The organism is Chromobacterium sp. W521 (genome assembly GCF_052805975.1).
This window is the reverse complement of record NZ_JBRBAF010000001.1, coordinates 396,864-414,909: the sequence shown is the minus strand read 5'-3', so window position 1 is coordinate 414,909 and position 18,046 is coordinate 396,864. Positions and strand designations below refer to the sequence as shown.

General features: G+C 62.1%; 16 protein-coding genes. 11 read left to right on the top strand and 5 right to left on the bottom strand.

Annotated elements, in window-relative coordinates:
* Nucleotides 1-59: 59 nt before the first annotated feature.
* The 4 genes from ACUXV1_RS01975 to flgL all read left to right on the top strand — a co-directional run bounded on the left by ACUXV1_RS01975 (nt 60) and on the right by flgL (nt 5,029).
* Nucleotides 60-1,157: a flagellar basal body P-ring protein FlgI gene (locus tag ACUXV1_RS01975; protein WP_043631131.1), complete on the top strand. Its 1,098-nt coding sequence runs from the start codon at nt 60-62 to the stop codon at nt 1,155-1,157.
* Nucleotides 1,158-1,245: 88 nt separating this feature from the next.
* Nucleotides 1,246-2,232, top strand: coding sequence for a flagellar assembly peptidoglycan hydrolase FlgJ (gene flgJ / locus ACUXV1_RS01970; protein ID WP_446014231.1), 987 nt, complete (start codon nt 1,246-1,248; stop codon nt 2,230-2,232).
* An 81-nt stretch (nt 2,233-2,313) separates the two neighbouring features.
* The gene (gene flgK, locus ACUXV1_RS01965; protein WP_446014232.1) at nt 2,314-4,095 is read left to right on the top strand and encodes a flagellar hook-associated protein FlgK; all 1,782 of its coding nucleotides are present in this window, start codon (nt 2,314-2,316) and stop codon (nt 4,093-4,095) included.
* Nucleotides 4,096-4,105: 10 nt separating this feature from the next.
* Nucleotides 4,106-5,029: a flagellar hook-associated protein FlgL gene (flgL, locus tag ACUXV1_RS01960; protein WP_446014233.1), complete on the top strand. Its 924-nt coding sequence runs from the start codon at nt 4,106-4,108 to the stop codon at nt 5,027-5,029.
* 64 nt (nt 5,030-5,093) lie between these two features.
* Here the strand turns inward: flgL and ACUXV1_RS01955 are convergent, their stop codons facing one another.
* From ACUXV1_RS01955 to ACUXV1_RS01945, 3 genes are all read right to left on the bottom strand, one after another.
* Nucleotides 5,094-6,116, bottom strand: a complete 1,023-nt coding sequence (locus ACUXV1_RS01955; protein ID WP_446014234.1) for a hypothetical protein — start codon at nt 6,114-6,116, stop codon at nt 5,094-5,096.
* Nucleotides 6,117-6,223: 107 nt separating this feature from the next.
* Nucleotides 6,224-6,973, bottom strand: a complete 750-nt coding sequence (locus ACUXV1_RS01950) for an MgtC/SapB family protein (protein ID WP_043631142.1) — start codon at nt 6,971-6,973, stop codon at nt 6,224-6,226.
* 70 nt (nt 6,974-7,043) lie between these two features.
* Nucleotides 7,044-8,444, bottom strand: coding sequence for a CoA transferase (locus tag ACUXV1_RS01945; RefSeq protein WP_446014235.1), 1,401 nt, complete (start codon nt 8,442-8,444; stop codon nt 7,044-7,046).
* A 174-nt stretch (nt 8,445-8,618) separates the two neighbouring features.
* On the opposite strand from ACUXV1_RS01945, the gene ACUXV1_RS01940 reads away from it, so the two are divergent.
* The 5 genes from ACUXV1_RS01940 (at nt 8,619) to ACUXV1_RS01920 (ending at nt 13,521) form a co-directional block, all read left to right on the top strand.
* A complete protein-coding gene (locus ACUXV1_RS01940; protein ID WP_043631147.1) occupies nt 8,619-9,650 on the top strand; it encodes a flagellin N-terminal helical domain-containing protein in 1,032 nt (343 codons plus the stop codon).
* A gap of 209 nt (nt 9,651-9,859) precedes the next feature.
* On the top strand, nt 9,860-10,714 hold the full coding sequence (locus ACUXV1_RS01935) for a hypothetical protein (protein ID WP_446014236.1): 855 nt from the start codon (nt 9,860-9,862) through the stop codon (nt 10,712-10,714).
* A 25-nt stretch (nt 10,715-10,739) separates the two neighbouring features.
* On the top strand, nt 10,740-11,822 hold the full coding sequence (locus ACUXV1_RS01930; protein ID WP_446014237.1) for a substrate-binding domain-containing protein: 1,083 nt from the start codon (nt 10,740-10,742) through the stop codon (nt 11,820-11,822).
* A 54-nt stretch (nt 11,823-11,876) separates the two neighbouring features.
* Nucleotides 11,877-12,641, top strand: coding sequence for a YdcF family protein (locus ACUXV1_RS01925; RefSeq protein ID WP_446014238.1), 765 nt, complete (start codon nt 11,877-11,879; stop codon nt 12,639-12,641).
* A gap of 4 nt (nt 12,642-12,645) precedes the next feature.
* Entirely contained in the window at nt 12,646-13,521 is an 876-nt protein-coding gene (locus ACUXV1_RS01920) for a helix-turn-helix domain-containing protein (protein ID WP_446014239.1), read from the top strand.
* On the opposite strand, the gene ACUXV1_RS01915 is transcribed toward ACUXV1_RS01920, so the two are convergent.
* Nucleotides 13,495-14,079 carry a LysE family translocator gene (locus ACUXV1_RS01915; protein WP_446014240.1) on the bottom strand — a complete coding sequence of 195 codons (585 nt, stop codon included), beginning with the start codon at nt 14,077-14,079 and terminating at the stop codon, nt 13,495-13,497. The genes ACUXV1_RS01920 and ACUXV1_RS01915 overlap by 27 nt on opposite strands.
* 234 nt (nt 14,080-14,313) lie before the next feature.
* Here ACUXV1_RS01915 and ACUXV1_RS01910 point away from each other — a divergent pair, with 234 nt between their 5' ends.
* Nucleotides 14,314-15,564, top strand: coding sequence for a chitinase (locus ACUXV1_RS01910; RefSeq protein ID WP_446014241.1), 1,251 nt, complete (start codon nt 14,314-14,316; stop codon nt 15,562-15,564).
* A gap of 96 nt (nt 15,565-15,660) precedes the next feature.
* Here the strand turns inward: ACUXV1_RS01910 and ACUXV1_RS01905 are convergent, their stop codons facing one another.
* Entirely contained in the window at nt 15,661-16,389 is a 729-nt protein-coding gene (locus ACUXV1_RS01905) for a peptidylprolyl isomerase (RefSeq protein ID WP_194426509.1), read from the bottom strand.
* Nucleotides 16,390-17,437: 1,048 nt separating this feature from the next.
* Here ACUXV1_RS01905 and ACUXV1_RS01900 point away from each other — a divergent pair.
* Nucleotides 17,438-17,866, top strand: a complete 429-nt coding sequence (locus ACUXV1_RS01900) for an acyl-CoA thioesterase (RefSeq protein WP_019104189.1) — start codon at nt 17,438-17,440, stop codon at nt 17,864-17,866.
* Nucleotides 17,867-18,046 lie beyond the last annotated feature (180 nt).

Genomic DNA, 18,046 nt, shown 5'->3' with positions numbered 1-18,046 from the left:
CGGATTACCGGCCGGGCGCGGCCGCTTGGCGGGCGCGGCGGGCTGAAAGCGGGCGGAAAATGAAGCGATTGATGTTAGGGATGTTGTTGGCGCTGGCGCTGTTCCCGGCCTTGGCGGCGCAACGTTTGAAGGATCTGACCAATGTCGGCGGGGTGCGTCCCAACCAACTGATAGGCTATGGCCTGGTGGTGGGCCTGGATGGCAGCGGCGACAAGGTCACCTCGTCGCCGTTTACCGGTCAGGCGATGTCCAATATGCTGAACCAGTTGGGCGTGCAGGTGCCCCCTGGCACCAAGCTCGATCCCAAGAACGTCGCCGCGGTCACGCTGACTGCGACCTTGCCGCCGTTTGCGCGGCAGGGGCAGGCGATAGACGTGACGGCTTCGTCGATCGGCGATGCCAAAAGCCTGCGCGGCGGCACCTTGTTGCTGTCGCCGCTAAAAGGCGCGGACGGTCAGATCTACGCGATGGCGCAGGGCAACGTGGTTGTCGGCGGCGCTGGCGCCTCGGCGGGCGGCAGCTCTGCCCAGATAAATCAGCTTAGCGTGGGCCGCATTCCGGCCGGCGCCACAGTGGAGCGCGAAGTGCCCACTGCGCTGGGCTCCGGCGAGTTCATCAATCTGGAGTTGCGCGAGTCCGACTTCACTACCGCCAACCGTGTGGTGCAGGCCATCAACAAATCGTTTGGGCAGGGCACTGCGCGAGCGGTGGATGGCCGGCTGATCGAAGTGCGAGCGCCGTTCGATCCGGACCAGCGCGTGCAGTTTTTGGCCAAGATGGAAAATATTGCCGTCGACCCGGCAGATGTTTCCCCCACCGTCATTATCAACGCCCGTACCGGCTCCATCGTGATGAATCAGGCGGTGACCTTGGCGCCGTGCGCGGTGTCGCACGGCAACTTGACCGTGACCGTCAGCAACACGCCGCAAGTGAGCCAGCCCAACCCGCTGTCCGGAGGCAAGACCACGGTGACCAATCAGACGGACATCAGCATCAATACCCCCGGAAGCAAGCTGATCAACGTGCCCAACGGCGCCAATCTGTCGCGAGTGGTGGCGGCGCTGAACGCGCTGGGCGCGAATGCTCAAGATCTGATTTCCATTTTGCAGGCGATGAAGTCCGCCGGCGCGCTGAAAGCGGACTTGCAGATCATCTGAGCTTTGCGAGGGAAGGAAAAAGACGGCCAAGCGGCCGTCTTTTTTTCTGGCCCGAATCTTGCTTTTGGATGAATTCCAGGAGCGAGAAATGACGATTCAGTCCATCAATGCGGGCGCCATGAGCGCCAACGATTTGCTAAACCGGCAGTTGGCTGTGGATCCGAGCCAGCTGAATGAGCTGCGGGCACAGGCGATCAAGGACCCGAAGGGCGCGGCACGGCAAGTTGCGTCTCAGTTCGAGGCCTTATTGATGAATACCTTGCTCAAGAATATGCGCGAGACCAAGTTTGACCCGGAAGGCGAGTCTAACAGCTTGAGCACCTACCAGGGCTTGTACGACCAGCAACTGACTCAGGCCTTGAGTTCCAATGGCGGTTTGGGCTTGGGCGACATGCTGTATCGCCAGATCGCCAAACAGTCGAATTTTGATCCGGACGACAAAAGCACGCATACGATTTACGCCGCTCCCGGCCCGCAACTGGCCGCGCGTCCGGCCGGCGGCGCCAAGGCCTTGCAGGCTTACCAGGAAGCGCAGCAGATCGCAGGCGCGGCGCTGACCTTGACGGCCCCGGCGGTTCCGGTCAAGGCCGAAGCGGCCGGCAAGGGCGGCGGCCGCGATTTCGCCGCCGAGATGTTGCCGCACGCCCGAACGGCCGCGGCGCAGTTGGGCGTGGCGCCTGAAGCCGTGGTTGCGCATGCGGCGCTGGAAAGCGGCTGGGGCAAGCGGGCGATCCGCCACCCGGACGGCAGCAATAGCCATAACCTGTTCGGCATCAAGGCCAGCGGGGATTGGCAGGGGCGCACGGTCAGCGTGATGACTACCGAATACGAAGGCGGGGTTGCGCAGAAGCGAGTGGAAAAATTCCGAGCCTACGGTTCTTACGCCGAGGCCTTCAGCGACTATGCCCGTCTGCTGAAGGATTCGCCTCGCTACAAGAGCGCGTTGAACCAGGGACGGAACATGTATGGTTTCGCGCATGCGCTGCAATCCGGCGGTTACGCCACTGATCCGCGCTACGCGCGCAAGCTGGTGGACGTGGCGGCGACATTGGCGCAGCAAACCACGCGCAGTTGAGGACAAGGCTGCGGCGGCGGAACTTGTGTTTTAGGGTCAAGTTTCCGAGCGCCGGGCCGATAAAGCAAACAGAGGTAAATCATGGGCTCCAATATTTTCTCGATCGGCGTGAGCGGACTGAATGCGGCTCAAACGGCTTTGTCGGTAACCGGCAATAACATCGCCAACGTCTCCACACCGGGTTACAACGTTCAATACATCACCCAGGCCGGCCGCGCGCCGCAATATGCGGGCTTCGGCTTTCTGGGTCAGGGCGTGGACGTTACCAATGTGCTGCGCACCTATGACAAATTCCTGTCTGGCCAGGTGCAAACCGCGCAGACCAACAGCAGCTATTACAGCACCCAGGTCAAGCAGTTGAATCAGATCAACAATCTGATGGCGTCCACCGATGTTTCCATCATTCCGGCCTTGCAGGATTTCTTTGGCGCGATGCAGACGCTGTCGCAGCAGCCGGACGCCCTTCCCAGCCGGCAGACCGTGTTGAACATGGCTCAGGCCTTGAGCACCAAGTTCGCCACCATCGACGGACAGTTACAACAGCTGCAGTCCGGCGCCAACGGTCAGATCAAGAGCACGGTGGACAGCATCAACGCGCTGGCCTCGCAGATCGCCAGCCTCAATACCGAAATCGCCGCATTGACCGGCGGCAATCAACTGAGCGCGCAACCCAACACGCTGATGGACCAGCGCGATCAGGCCATGCTGGAGCTGAACAAGTTGGTCAGCGCCAAGGCTGTGCCGCAGGCGGACGGGACTTACTCGGTGTACATAGGCAACGGTCAGACCCTGGTGACCGGCGGCCAGACCAACACCCTGGCCACGCAGCCCTTGCCCAGCGATCCCACTACCTTGCAGTTGGTGTTCAACAACCCCAACGGCACGGTGACGGCGATTCCGAACAATCTGGTCTCCGGCGGCCAACTAGGCGGTTTGCTTAACTTTCGCGATGGGCCCCTGTTGCAGGCCCGGCAGCAGTTGGGCACGATGGCGATCAATTTTGCCGCTTCAATCAATTATCAAAATCAGCTGGGCGTGGACAACACAGGCGGGGCCGGCCAGCCCATTTTCAATGATCTGAGCAGCTACGCCTCCAATCCGCAGAATGCGGCGAGCAATCTGCAAGTATTGATGGGCGACCCCAATAAACTGGCTACCGCGTCCAATATGGTGTCCACCGGCGGCGCCGGCGGCAACGGCGTCACCATGAGCGGCGTGTGGGCCACGCTGCCGGGCGGTTACGCGGGGAGCCTCAATAGCGTGCCGCCGGTTTTTCCCGGCACCGGCACGCACCCCTCCATCGGCATGACCGGAATGACCATTACCGCCACCGGCACTCCGGCGACGATGACAGCCACCATCGCCGGCCCCAACGGCGGCGGACCTTACAATGTGGTTCCGGTGGGCGGCGGGGCCAGCAACAGCTTCAAGTTGCAGACAACGGCGGTGCCTCCGGTGGACGTGGGCGTCAGCTTTCAGCTGTCCGGCGCGCCGATCAACGGCCAGACTTTTACCGTGGGGCCGGCCCCGGCCGGTACCAAGCCGCCTCCGGGCGACAACACCAATTTGCGCGAGTTGCTGGCGCAGCAGAACCTTAAACTGATGGGCAATCAGTCTTACGGTTCTTATTATTCGACTCTGGTGGCCTCGGTGGGCAATCAGACCAATACCGCGCAATTGCAGTCCGCGGCCATGCTGAACACGTTGAAGCAAACCACGGAAAGCCTGTCCAATGTCACCGGGGTGAGCCTGGATCAGGAGGCGGCCAATCTGATCAAGTATCAACAGTCCTATCAGGCGTGCAGCAAGGTGATTCAAGTGGCGCAAACCACCTTCTCCAGCATTCTGAACCTGATGGGCTAAGGAGAGACCGATGCGTATCAGCTCCAACACCATCTATCAGTCCGGCCTGAATAATATGCAGAGCTTGCAGGCCAGCATTTACAAGCTCACCATGCAGATCGACAATCAGCAGCGGGTGGTAACGCCGGCCGACGATCCGGTGGCCGCGGCGCGTATCCTGCTGCTCAGTCAGTCGCAGGGCCAGAACAGCCAGTACATCACCAATACCCAGGCGGTCAGCTCTTGGCTGTCGCTGTCCGAGACTGCGATCAAAAGTTCGTCGGACCTGATGGCCAGCATGAAGAGCCTGGCGATTTCCGCCGGCAGCGGCGCGTTGAGCCCAACCGAGCTGCAGGCGATTCAGAAGCAGTTGCAGGAAGGCATCACCGAGCTGACCACCTACGCCAACTCCACCGACGGCCGCGGCAACTATTTGTTCAGCGGCAACAAGACCGACACGGTGCCTTATGTGGTGAGCCTGTCGGCGGTGCCGCCGGCCACTTACCAGGGCGATACCGGCCAGCGCAGCGTGCAGATCAGCGCTTCGCAGCAAATGACGATTTCCGATCCGGGCAGCACGGTGTTCGGCACGCCTAGCGGCAGCCCTACGGCTGCCTTCGACGCCTTGCTGCAACTAAACACCCTGCTGGGCCAAAACCCGAAGCCGGCCAACTTCGGCACGCAGCTGAACAGCGCGATCAACGCCATCGACTCGGCCCAGCAGCAGTTTTCTCTGTCCCTGGCGTCCATCGGCGCCCGCGGTCAACAGAACGACAATATGCAGAGTGTGGGGGGGAGCCTGAAGCTGCAGTACGCCAGCAGTATTGGCGATTTGCAGGATCTGGACATGCCGCAGGCGATCTCGGATTTCACCCTGGCGCAGACTTCGTTGAAATACAGCCAGCTGACCTATAACAAGGTGACTCAGCTCTCGCTGTTCAACTATATCTCCTGACCGGCGTCCGCCGGATACGACAAAGGCCGCGCAAGCGGCCTTTTGCTATTTTCCGCTGGCGGATTCAACCGTAGACATCCACCTGGCTGACACGGCCGGCGCGGCCGTCTTCGGTCAGATAGACGCCGGAACGGCGGATGTCGGCCTGGGACTGATTGTCGGCGTTCTTGATGCTGAACGGACTGTCCACGCTGGGCAGCAGAATGGCGCCAATGCCCAACTCCTTCAAGCCCATCAATTGATCCTTGTTGCCGTCTCGGCCGGACCAGAGCTTCAATTGAGCGAACGCCGCGTCGCCGTCATCAAGCACCCCGTCGCCATTGCTGTCCAACTTGGCCAGATCGGCGAAACCGTTGCCCGATTGAGTGCCGAACAACTCGCTGCCATCGTTGATCTTGCCGTCGCCATTGCGGTCCAGCGCCAGCCAGCCGCCGTTGTTGATGAAGGGCAGTTGGCTTTGTTTGCCGTTGCTTTGCAGGTCGAAGCTGACGCTGGCGCCGCTGAAGCTGCCGGCGTCGTTGCCCAGGCTCAACATCAAGGGGTCGGTGGCGTGGCCGTTGCCAAACTGAAGAGTGCTGCTGCTGTGGTATTCGAAGCTGCGGCTCATTTGCACGTCCAGAGCGAAGTTGAACTCGCGGCCGTCTTGGGTCTTGATCGAACCTTTGGCCGAAAACGCCAGGCTTTCACTTTCTTGGTAGTCGACGGTTTGTTTGAGTTCGCCGCCGGAGAGCAACTGCTGCGGAGCCGTCGAAGATTGGCCGGAGCGTACAGGGCGGGAGTCGGCGGATTGCTCGTCCTTGCCGTCGTCTCTTTGCAGAGTGCCGTCGACCACTTTGAATTTAACGCCAAGCACTTTTTCCAGAATGTCCTTGATCAGCCCCAGCATCGGCGTCATGCCATCGGAGAACGCCTTGTCCTGGGAACTGGCCTTGACGCCGTCGGAGCTCAGGCTGACATCGGAGGAAGGCTTTGACGGCGGCGGGGAGGGGGGGAGCTGGGCCCAGGCGCGGCTTTGTTGTTGAACGCTGAGGCTTTGGCTGAAACTGTATTGGCTGCTCATCGACAGCGCCATGGACGCGACTCGCATTGCAGGCTCCGGAACGGAAGTGTAGGTGAACTGATATCGTCAATCCGGAACGGAACTTGATGGCGTGAAAATACCTAGCCGGCGGAGGGGCGGCTAGGTCAGGGGTTTCAATTGCGAGCGGGCTGGATGCTGAGGGTTTCGATATGGTCGATCTGCATGATCTCGCGCGACAGGTCCACGACATTGACCAGGTCCCGCCGGTTTTGCGCAGAGACCAGAAAGCTCCATTCGGTGGCGTCCGGTCCGGCGTTCAGCGCAATGCTGTCCTCGTGCAGACGCACGCCGAAGCGAAGCAGGCCAGCGCTCAGCGTTTGCACCGTCCACTGGTATTCCGGCTTGAAGCGGATGACGATGAACAGGCTGAAGCGGCGCGGCAGCCGGTTTTCCATCTGATTGATGGAGAGCATGCACAGCACGCACAGTAAAGTAATGGCGATGGCGGCGGCATAGAAACCGACGCCGACCAGGATGCCAATCACCGAGGACATCCAGATTGAGGCGGCGGAGGTGAGGCCGCTGATGGACAGGCCTTCCTTCATGATCATGCCGGCGCCCAGGAAGCCGACGCCGGTCAGGACGCCTTGGGCCACGCGGGTCATGTCGCCGTGGGTCATGTCGGGGTAGAGCCCGCCGTACCAGTAGCCGGAATACCCGACGATGCTGATGGCCGCGGCGGAGGCCATGGATACCAGGCCGTAGGTGCGCATGCCGGCTGCGCGGCCGTTGAACCAGCGCTCGTAACCCACCAAGCAGCCCAGCAGGAGGCCGCCGAGCAAGTTAAGCGTGATGAGCAGATTGATTTCCCACTTGGGGGTAGACCAGTATCGGCTGATCAGTTCGGCGAACGAGATATCCATGCATGCTCCATTGGCGCTTAGGCTGGTGCGCCGACGATAACAAGTTGCGGTGGCGAGCGCCACCGCCGTTTTAGCGCGGCAGCCATTCTGCGGCGTGGCTGCCCAGCGGCGTCGAAGGCAGCACCCAATGCGCCGGCGTTAAGGACAGTTGGGCAGCATGGCGGACGGCGCGCAAGGCGCCGAAGCCGGACGGGTAGTCGGCCAGCCAGGGCGCGATCTGCTCAAGCCCGGGGTCCGCGGCGGCGCAGCCGGCGCTGTCTGCGCCAAGCTGTCGCAGCCAGTGTCCGGTTTGCGCTAGTGAAACCCTAACCTGCCAACTGCCGCCTTCTTGCGCTTGGCGGGCAAGCGCGGCGATGACGCCGAAAGCCAGCAGATAGCCGGCGGCATGGTCCAGCGCCTGAGCCGGCAGCGCGCGCGGCCGCTCGTCGTCGAAAGCCTTCGCCTCGGCGTGATTGAAGCCGCTGGCGGTCTGAACCAGGGAGTCGAAGCCGCGCCGCTCGGCCCAGGGGCCGGTGTGGCCATAGGCGGACAGCGAGGCGTAGACGATGCCCGGACGCAGGCGCGCGGCCTGTTCCGGGCCGAAACCGAGCGCGGCGAGGCCGCCGGGCCGATAGCCTTGGATGAAGATATCGGCCTCGGCCAGCAGGCGCCGCAGCTGTTCGCCATCGGCGGCCTGGCGCAAGTCCAGCTCGGCATTGCGCTTGCCGCGGCCGGTGTCGATGTCCAGAGGCGGGATGGACGGCAGCCGCGGCGAAGTGACGCGCAACACGTCGGCGCCATGCGCTGCCAGCACCCGGCCGCCTACCGGGCCGGCGATGATGCGTGTCAGGTCCAGCACGCGTATGCCCTGCAAGGGGCGTGGCGTGAAAGAACGTGCCAGCGGCGGCGCATCGCCGATGCGCTCTATGTCAAATAAGGGCAAGGCGGCGACGGCCTGCCCCTGCGGGTGGCGGTCCCACTCGTCGAAACTGCGCATCGCCGTGGCCACCAAGCCGCGTTTGGCTACCGCCTGTTCAAACTCGAAAGCCCGCCAGCCTTGCAAGGCGGCGGCCACGCTGTCCTTGTCATGACGGCAGTCCAGCAAGCGCAGGATCCCATCGCGATGATGAGGGAAATTCGTATGGATGCGCAACCAGCGGCCATCGCCGCAACGATAGGGGCCGGCAATGGCGTCCCATAGTTCAGGCGCTGGCGCGCCATCGACGCGCAGATAGCGTTCGCTGCGGAATTCGGCGGCGGCGTGAGCCAGGTCGACTGTGACGGTTTGAGCCGCGCCGCCGCGCAGACGCCAGAACTCCGCCGCCATCAGCGCGCTGGCGCCAATGCTGGCCTGGGCCAAGGCGCCGACCGCGAAAGAGGAAGGCAACGGCGCCGGGCCAGTCGGCAACTGGGCGCGTTCCAGTGCGGAGGGGTCGAGGGCAGCGGCGGCCCAGAGCTGGGCTAGGGCCTGTTGGCCGTTGAGTGTGGTCATGGCGGTGTGGAGGCTGTGCTTATGACATTGATCTTTCAACAGCCCGCGCCCCTTCGTCAAGCAATGTGATTTTTCACAATGGCGGCGGGTTTAAGTTTGCCGCGCGGCGGCCGCCTTGTGAAGGTGACGGCAGCGATGCCGGACCAACCAACCTGACTTCTGGAGCACAAAGCTATGCTGAGCCTGCACACCAATATCGCCGCACTGAATACCAAGTCCAACCTGACCGGCACCCAAACCGCGTTGTCCACCTCGATGACCCGCCTGGGCACGGGCTTCCGCATCAACTCCGCGATGGACGACGCCGCCGGCCTGCAGATTGCTACCCGTCTGGACGCGCAAAGCCGCGGCATGCAAGTGGCGATGAAGAACGCCCAGAACGGCATCTCCATGCTGCAAACCGCAGAAGGCGCGCTGAACGAAGTGTCCAACATTCTGCAGCGCATGAAGGACCTGTCCACCGAAGGCGCCAACGCCACCTCCACCAAGGCCGACAAGAGCGCGATGCAGTCCGAATTTGCCGAACTGGGCAAGGAACTGACCAACATCATGAAGAACACGTCCTTCGGCGGTGAAAAACTGCTGCAAGGCGGCAAGCTGACCGAAGAGATGAAGTTCCAGATCGGCGCGTCGGCCGACGAGTCCATGACGGTGAACATGAAGGATGGCATGACCGCGTTGAACAACGCGCTGGGCAGCGTTTCCAAAACCTTCTTCAAGGATGACGCCGCAGGTACCGCCTACGCAGCAGCAGTCAAGACCGCTACCGACGCGATGCCGGCTCTGGTTACCGCGACCGACACCGCTAAAACGGCTTACGATGCCGATCCGACCGATGGCGCCAAGAAAACCGCTTACGAAACCGCGCTGAAGGCTCAGCAAGACGGCCAAGCCGCTCTGGACAAAGCCGCCAAGGGCGATGAAATCGGTAAAGCCGACACCATCAACACCATCCAGGCCGCTCTGGATTCGGTTGGCTCGGTTCGCTCTTCCCTGGGCGCCAACGCCAACCGTCTGGACCACGTGAACAACAACCTGGCCAACGTGAACAACAACACCCTGGCCGCCAAGGGTCGTATTATGGACACCGACTACGCCAACGAAAGCGCCAGCATGACCTCCAAGCAAATGCTGATGCAAGCTGGCACTTCCATGCTGAAGCAAAGCGGCAGCATGAGCAGCCTGGCCATGTCCCTGCTGCAGTAATCGCGACTCCGCGTCGATTATCCGGCGCGTATCCAAAGCCAGCTGCGTATGCGGCTGGCTTTTTTGCGTCATGTGAGCGGTTTTTTTGAAGGAGCAAGGCTATTTCAATCCGAGCGATCACGGCGGCGGCTCCGGTCACGCCGAGCGCGCCGATTTCGAACGGCGCGCAGCCGGGCGCGGAGCTTGCGCCGGGCCGGCAGTGGCAGGCGGTGCTAAGCCGAGCGGCTGACGGCCGGCCGCTGTTGAGCGGCGACGGCATCCAGTTGGCGCTGCCGGCCTGGCCGCAAGGCGCGGCCGAACTGACGCCCGGCGCGGTGCTGAAAGTGCTGGTGCTGGCTACCCAGCCGCAGCTGAAGCTGTCACTGCAGTTGGAGCGTCAGGGCGCGGCGCCTGAAGGCGAAACGCCGGCGCGCGCCTGGCAGCTGGAGCAGGCCGCCATGCCCAGGCTGGAGAGGCCGCAGCCGGCCGCCGCCGAGCTGGCCCAGGCTTGGCGGCAGGCTTTGCTGGGACGGCTGACGCAGGCGGCGGCGCAATTCCAGCAGGCAGGCGGCAGCCATTTGCCCGGAGCCTTGCTGCAACAATTGCCGGAGCTGGCCTTGGCCGGAGTGCGCAATGCCGCCGGCGAGCCGCCCCTGCCGTTGACGCTGCCGTTCTGGCTATGGGGCGGACCGGCGCTGACGCTGAGCGTGGAGGATGCGCTGGAGCGCGAGTCCGAGCCGGAGCTGGACGAATTGGACCTGCTGCTATGGCTGACGGTGCCGGGAATCGGCGCATTCTGCCTGCGCATCCGGCGTGTGGCGGCCGGGGTGGCTCTAGCCTTTGTGGCGGAGGGGGAGGTGTGTCGCGCCTTGCGTCGGCGTCTGCCGGAGATTGAGGCCGCTGTTGAGCGAGGGGGCGGCAAGCTAACCGCCTGCCTGATCGGCGAGCGCATGCCATGGAGCGGGTTGGCGATCAGCCGGCATGGCGCGACGGGTTTGCAGGCGCAGCGTCTGTCGCCGCTGCTGTTTGCCGTGGCGGCGGAAGTGGCCGGTCAATTGCTGGCGGGGAATGGCGTGCCGTTTTGACCCGGCTGTGGTCTATAGTGGGTCCATGTTGCGCCTTCTCATGCTGCTTCTGTGTCTGCTTAGCGTGGACTTCGCCGTCGGCGGCTCTACGGATGCCGGCGTTGACGCTCCACAAGCGAGGGAAAATCCGGCGCGGGAGTGGATCGAGTGGGATGGTCCGGTCAGCGGCCCGGCGGCAGAGCCTGGCCGCAGCGTCTGGTTTTTGGCCTCGGATCTGCGCAACGGCGGCGTGGTTGGGGTGTACCGGGGGTTGGCCGAGGCCGGACGTTTATTGGGCTGGCGCTTGACGCTGTTGGATGGTCAGGGGCAGCGGAGTTCGCTGCTCCAGTTTCTGGAAAGCGCGCAACAGGAACGGCCGGCCGCCGTGGCCTTGGGGGGCTTCGACGCTCAGGAGTTTTTGCCGCAGATCCAACGCTTGCATGCGCAAGGCGTGATTGTGCTTGGCTGGCATGCCGGCGAGAAGCCCGGCCCCTTGCCCGGTGTGTTGTTCACCAATATCTCAACCAGCCCCTTGGCCGCGGCGCAAGCCGCCGCCGACTACATCGTGGCCAGCAGCCGCGGCCCGGTCGGGGTGGTGTTGTTCACCGATAGCCGTTTCGCCATCGCCACCGCCAAAACCAGGCAAGCGGTGAGGCAACTGCAAGCGTGCCAGCGCTGCAAGGTTTTGGCGGTGGAGGACATTTCGCTGGCCCAGGTCCAGCAGCTGCTGCCGGATAAGGTGGCCGAGCTGTACCAGCGCCACGGCAAGGCCTGGACCCACAGCATCGGCATCAACGACTTGTATTACGATTCCATCGGCCATCCGCTGGGGAAGCTTAACGCCTCCGTCGTGAATATCTCGCTGGGGGACGGCTCGCTGAGTGCGATGAGACGGATTCGAGCGGGCTTGATGCAGGAGGCGACCATTGCCGAACCCTTGCATCTGCATGGTTGGCAGATGGCCGACGAGCTGAACCGGGCCTTTGCCGGGCAGCCGCCCAGTCTTTACATCACCCAGCCGCATTTGCTGGTCAAACGGACGATACGCGATAGTTATCTGAGCATTGGCTACGACCCGGACAACGGTTACCGCCGCGCCTATGCGGCCATCTGGTTTCCGCGGCATTGATTTGCCGGGCATCGCATGTTTAACTGGCGCCAAGTCAACGCATTGTCATTTCCCATGGTTTCCTCGATTTCCACGCAAGTATTGGTCCACTTGGTCTTGGGCTCCTTGTTATTGCCGCCGCTGAACATGTTGCTGCTGATGTCGCTAGGACTGTGGCTGCGTCGCCGCTGGCGGCGCTTGGGGGCCTGCCTGCTGATTTTGGGCATGGTCGGCCTGTACGCCTTGAGCACGCCGATAACCGCGATGTGGCTGAACCGCAGCCTGGAACGTTATCCGGTGATCAGCGCCGAGCAACTGAACCGGGTGGAAGCTATTGTGGTGTTGTCCGGCGGCAAGAAGCCGGCGCCCGAGTACGGCGGGATGGAGCCCGGCGCGGATTCGTTGGCGCGGCTGCGTTACGCCGCGCGGTTGGCGCGTCAAAGCGGCAAGCCGATCCTGCTGACCGGCGGCGCGCCGATGGGCGGGGAAGCGGAGGCCGAGGTGATGGCCAGGGTTCTGCGCGAGGAGTACGGCATTGCCCCGCGTTGGGTGGAGGCGCGCTCCAACACCACGCTGGAAAACGCTCGATATTCCGCCGGCCTGTTGCATGCAGCCGGGATCAAGCGGATTGCGTTGGTCAGCCAGGGCTGGCATTTGCGCCGGGCCTTGCCGTTTTTCCAGCGCCAGGCTCTGGACGTGACGGCCGCCCCAACCGCCTTCATCCGTTACGATGGAGGCGGCGTGGCCTGGTTTCTGCCCAGCGGACGGTCGATGCAAGAATGTCACGCCGCGCTGCGGGAGTGGCTGGGCATCTTGTTTTACCGGATGAAAGGAGAGTAGAGTGATGCCGGAACCATTCGCCGCGTCCCTATTCCCGGCCGGGAGACATAAGGTGGATCATCGCTTCTGGCGAGATGCGGCTTTGCCGCAGTTCGAGGCTCGCTCGGTGGCTGACGGCCGCCGCGTCTGTTACGCCAGACACGCGCACGAGACGTTTTCCATTGGCGTCATCACCGCGGGCGCCTGCGACTACTTCAACGGCAAAGTACGCCGTAGCGAGCAAGGCTCCCTCGTGTTGATGAACCCGGGCGACACCCATGCCTGCAACCCCGTGGCGGCACAGGCCTGGTCTTATCGCATGTTGTATGTGGATGTAGCCTGGCTCGGGGGTTTGCAGCAAACGCTTGGCCTGGATCAGGGCGGCGGCTTTCGTCCTTTTGGCGACACGGCGAGCCAGGATCCGCGTTTGTTCGCCGGATTCAACGCTTTGTTCGACTTGCTGTGCGCGGAGGGACGGGAGTTTCTGGAGAAGGACACGGCGGCTACGGCCTTTTTCGGCGGCGCGCACCGAGTCTTGGGCTTGGCCGTAGAGCCGGCGGCGGAGTCTAGCCAGCGTTTGGCGCGCGCGGCGGAGTATATTGCGGCGCATTGCGACCAGGCTTTGCGCCTGGAGGAGATCTGCGCCGCGGCCGACTTGTCGGCCTCCTATCTGATTCGCGCGTTCAAACGGCGTTACGGGGTCACGCCTCACGACTTTTTACTGAATCAGCGAGTGCAGCTGGCGCGTCGGCTGGTGCGCGGAGGGCTGCCCTTGGCGCAAGTGGCGCAGGCTGCCGGTTTTTCCGACCAGGCCCATCTGCAGAAAATCTTCAAACAGTATGTTGCCGCCACGCCGGGGCAGTACCGCGCCGGCTCAGTTCAGCAAGCCCAGCGCGCTTAGCCCCAGCAATAAAGCCATTGTCTGGTTAAAGAGCCGAAGCCGCTTGGGCGACTCCAGCTTTTGCCCTAGCCAGGCTCCGGTCACCACCCAAGCTCCGACTGAGGCGTAGCAAATCAGAAAGTAGAGCCCGGCGAAGCGCCATAACGCCGTCGCATCTTGGCCGGAAGTGAAGGCCGCGCAGCCCGCCAGCGCCGCGATCCAGGCCTTGGGGTTCAGCCATTGAATCGCCGCGCCGCGCCACCAGCTTGGCCGGGCGCCGTTCTTGTCCATATCCAGCGAGCCGTCGCTGCGAGCCAATTGATACGCCATATAGAGCAAGAAGGTCACGCCGACCCATTGTAAAGCCTGGGTGAGTGCCGGCCATTGCCGCAAGGTCTGCTCCAGACCCAGGCCGGTCAGCAATAGAAGCAGGGTGAAGCCGGCGGTGGCGCCGCCGACATGGCGCATGCCTGCGCGCGCGCCGTAGCGGGCGCCGCAACTGAGCGCGACGAGGTTGACCGGGCCCGGCGTGATGGAGGCGGCCAGCGCGAAGCCGGCCATGGCGAGAGTCTGATTCATGATGTCTCCTGACGGTGGGTGGCGCGGCGGCCGGATATCCGCCTTTGGCTGTCCCGGACAAAGTAGCTGGGCCGGGGAGGGGCGTATTGTAGAAAATTGACCCGGCTGCCGGAGCGGTTTCCAAAATGCCTTTGACATTACGTGTTTGATGTAATACCAATCAAATACCAGCTTGCGCCCAGTCCGGCATCCCGCCGGCAGCGCGTGTTGTCGTATCGCAAAGGAGGATGCCGCATGTACTCGAAGGGGAAAGCCGTGCTGTTGGCGCCGGTATGCGCAATGGTGTTGGGCGCAGGGCCGGTCTTGGCCGCCGCGTGTCCGGATTGGAGAGAGGGCTCAACTTACCAGGCGGGCGATGTGGCGGCCTATGCGGCGGCCAATTACACAGCGCGCGCGGCGCATACCGCCTATGTGGGCGCCAATTGGAATCCGCCGTCCACGCCCACGCTGTGGCAGGCCGGGGGAAGCTGCGGCGCGGCGCCGGAGCCGACTCCGTCCCCAGGGCCATCTCCATCCCCGGGCCCGTCCGCGCCGTTCGCCAAGCATGCGCTGGTCGGGTATTGGCACAATTTCGCCAATCCCAGCGGCGACACTTATCCGCTCAGCCAGGTTAGCGACGATTGGGATGTGATCGTCGTGGCCTTTGCCGACGATGCCGGCAACGGCAATCTCAGCTTCACGCTGGATCCCAAGGCCGGGTCCGAGGCGCAGTTCACCCAGGATGTTCGCGCCAAGCAGGCCAAAGGCAAGAAGGTGGTGCTGTCGCTGGGCGGACAAAATGGCTCGGTCACGCTGAACACTTCGGCGCAGGCGCAGAATTTCGTCAATAGCCTCCACGCCATCATCGTCAAATACGGTTTCGACGGCATCGATCTGGATCTGGAAAGCGGGGTATCGCAGGGCGCGCCCATCATCGGCAACCTGATCAGCGCCGTGAAACAGTTGAAAACCAAGGTGGGTGCGGGTTTCTACCTGTCTATGGCGCCGGAACATCCCTATGTTCAGGGCGGCTACGTAGCCTACGGCAGCATCTGGGGCGCTTATCTGCCCATCATTGACGCCTTGCGCGACGATTTGAGCGTGATTCATGTCCAGTACTACAACAACGGCGGGCTGAACACGCCGTATTCCACCGCCGCCTTGGCGGAAGGTAGCGTGGACATGCTGGTGGGAGGCAGCAAGATGTTGATTGAAGGCTTTCCCCTGGCTTACGGCGCTTCGGGCAGTTTCAAGGGCTTGAGGCCCGATCAAGTGGCTTTTGGCGTGCCTTCCGGACGTAGTTCCGCCAACTCTGGTTTTGTCAGCGCGGATACCGTCGTCAAATCACTGGATTGCCTGATGGCCTTGAAGAACTGCGGCGTAGTCAAACCAAATCAGGCCTACCCGACGTTCCGTGGGGTGATGAGCTGGTCGATCAATTGGGACCGCAAGGATGGCTTCCCATTCTCGCGGCCGGTGGCGGCGTCTCTGCGCGGTCGCAACTGAGGCGCAGAAAAAAACCGAGGCGCGACTGCGCCTCGGTTTTTGATGGACTTGGACCGGGCTTGAGAGCCTGTTCAAAGTCTTGGATCGAGAGGGTTGTTACAGCGCCGGCATCGCATAGCCTTCGATTTGGGCGGCGGCTACCAATTGGCCCAGATAGGCCTGCATTGCCTTGTTGCCGGCCATGTCGTTCAGATATTGCTGCAAGCGGTCCTTGATTTCCTCAAAGCTCACTTTGCCGCCTTCGTGGCGTTCCTGTACCTGGATGATGTGGTAGCCGAACTGGGTCTGCACCAGGTCCGGCGCGATCTGGCCGGCGTCGGTGCTGAATACCGCCTGTTCGAATTCCGGCACCATCTGGCCGCGGCCGAACTGGCCCAGGCTGCCGCCTTGTTGGCCGGACGGGCAAGTAGAGTGTTCGCGAGCCAGGTCGGAGAAACGGGCCGGGTTGGCCTTGATTTCCTCCAGTACGCCTTCCGCCTTGGCCTTGGCCAGGCTGCCGGCCAGGCCTTCGCCCAGCGGGAACAGAATGTGGCTGGCCACGGCGGATTCGCCGCTGCTGAAACGCTCGGGGTATTGATTGTAGAACGCCAGGCATGCCGCTTCGTCGACAGCGTCAACCTGCAGCTCCTGTTCCAGCAGGGCGCCGATGGCGGTGCCTTGATCGGCGGTGTCGATGCCGATGGATTTGGCTTTCTGCAGCAGCAGTTCGCGCAGGATCAGCTCCTGAACGGCGGCATCGTGCGGGTTCGGCGCGTCAGCGTAGTGGGCTTGTTCCGCTTGCACCATGTCTTCGGTGATTTCGATGCCGTTGACTCGAATGGTCATGGAGGTTTCCTGTGATAGTGAACGAGGGGGCGCCCAAAGGCGGGAAATTTGCGATTAGAAAAGCGTTCGCCGCGCTTGTCAAGAAAGGCTGCGGGCCGCCTTCAGGGCTTTGGAATAAAACACGAAAATTTTAAGAAAAATCTTATATTTGTCCGGCGGCGTAGCCGCTAGTATACGAGCCATGCAGCTTCAAGGCTGGCATGAGGGTTCGGCAGGCGGGTTTACTTCTTGCTTCAAGCCGCTTGTAGGACCTTCGATTGAGCTTGTGTTATGTAGACGTCGTCCGTCTGTGCTTTAGTTTTGACGCGCCAAGCTTGTATTTGGACACTTTAGTGAATTGAGATCCCCGTTTGGGCCGCCTTCGTGCGGCCTCTTTTTTTGCTTCGCTCCCGGGAGTCTATCACAAAAGCATGGGGGAGGTGGGTTCACTCCGCCGTGGAGGAAAGGAAAAAAAAAGAGCCCCGGTAAGGGGGCTCTGAATTGCACCTTCGCTCAGGTGATCTACGCAGCTGCCGGAGGGCGTGTATCCACAGCGAACAGCGCTTCGATCGTATCAAACCGCCCTCGGGGGAGAGCGAATTCGATGGAGGCAGTATGCGCCTGCCGGAACGGGTCAAATAGAGTGATTATTGGGGGCTTGTGTGACGGGCTGTGATGAAATCGGGGTAGGCTTAACAATTGCGCAATGAATTTGCGCTTTTGTATTGATGCGGGGCTGCGGCGCATAAAAAAAGAGCCCCGGATGGGGCCCCAATTTGCACCTTCGCTCAGGAGACCAACGCGCTGGCCAGAAGGGGTAGGTAATTTTCAACAGAACCCGCGCGTTGATCATGCCAGATCAGGACTCTCGCGAGCCCTGGCTGCTGACGGAAACCAGTATGCCGTTTTGTTTCGAAGGCGGATATTTGGATTTGTTGTGTTTTATGTGACGCTATGTGACCCGGAAGGGATTGGCCGTTATCATTACGCAGTGCAAACAATCATGGCGCGCCGACCGTGAACGGCGCTTGATGGACGCCGCGCCGGCTCGTCTTTTAAGGGGAACAGCGTGGACAAGCATTACCCGGTAATCGACACTCGCAGCATCGTGATGCGCTGGGGCGATATGGATGCCGTCGGGCATTTGAACAATACCTATTATTTCCGTTATCTGGAACAGATCCGCCTGGATTGGCTGGAGAGCCTGGGGCACGGGATCGATCCTTCCGGCTGCGGGCCGGTGCTGGCGGGCACTTCCTGCGTGTTTCGCAAGGAGATCACCTATCCGGCCACGCTCGACATTACCATTGAACTGGAAAAGCTGGGACGCAGCAGTTTGAAGCTGCGCCATCATTTTTATCGGCGCGACGATCCCGGCGTAGTGTACGCCAGCGGCGAGGTAACATTGGTGTGGGTGGACTACCAGGCGGGCAAGTCGGTATCCATTCCCGACGACATCCGCGAAGCGGTCGAGACGGCGGCCAAATCCGCCGTTTGAGACCCTGTTCAAAGTCTCGTGAGCAAGGGCGAGACAAGGCGAAAACGAGCGAAAAAGCGGAGTGGTCGAGTGGTACATGAGCATTTTGAGCTTGTACTCACCGTGCAACGCTCCACGAAGCGCAGCAGACTTTGAACAAGCTCTGAGACTCCCGCCGCTGTTCTTGGCCCCCGGCGCTCT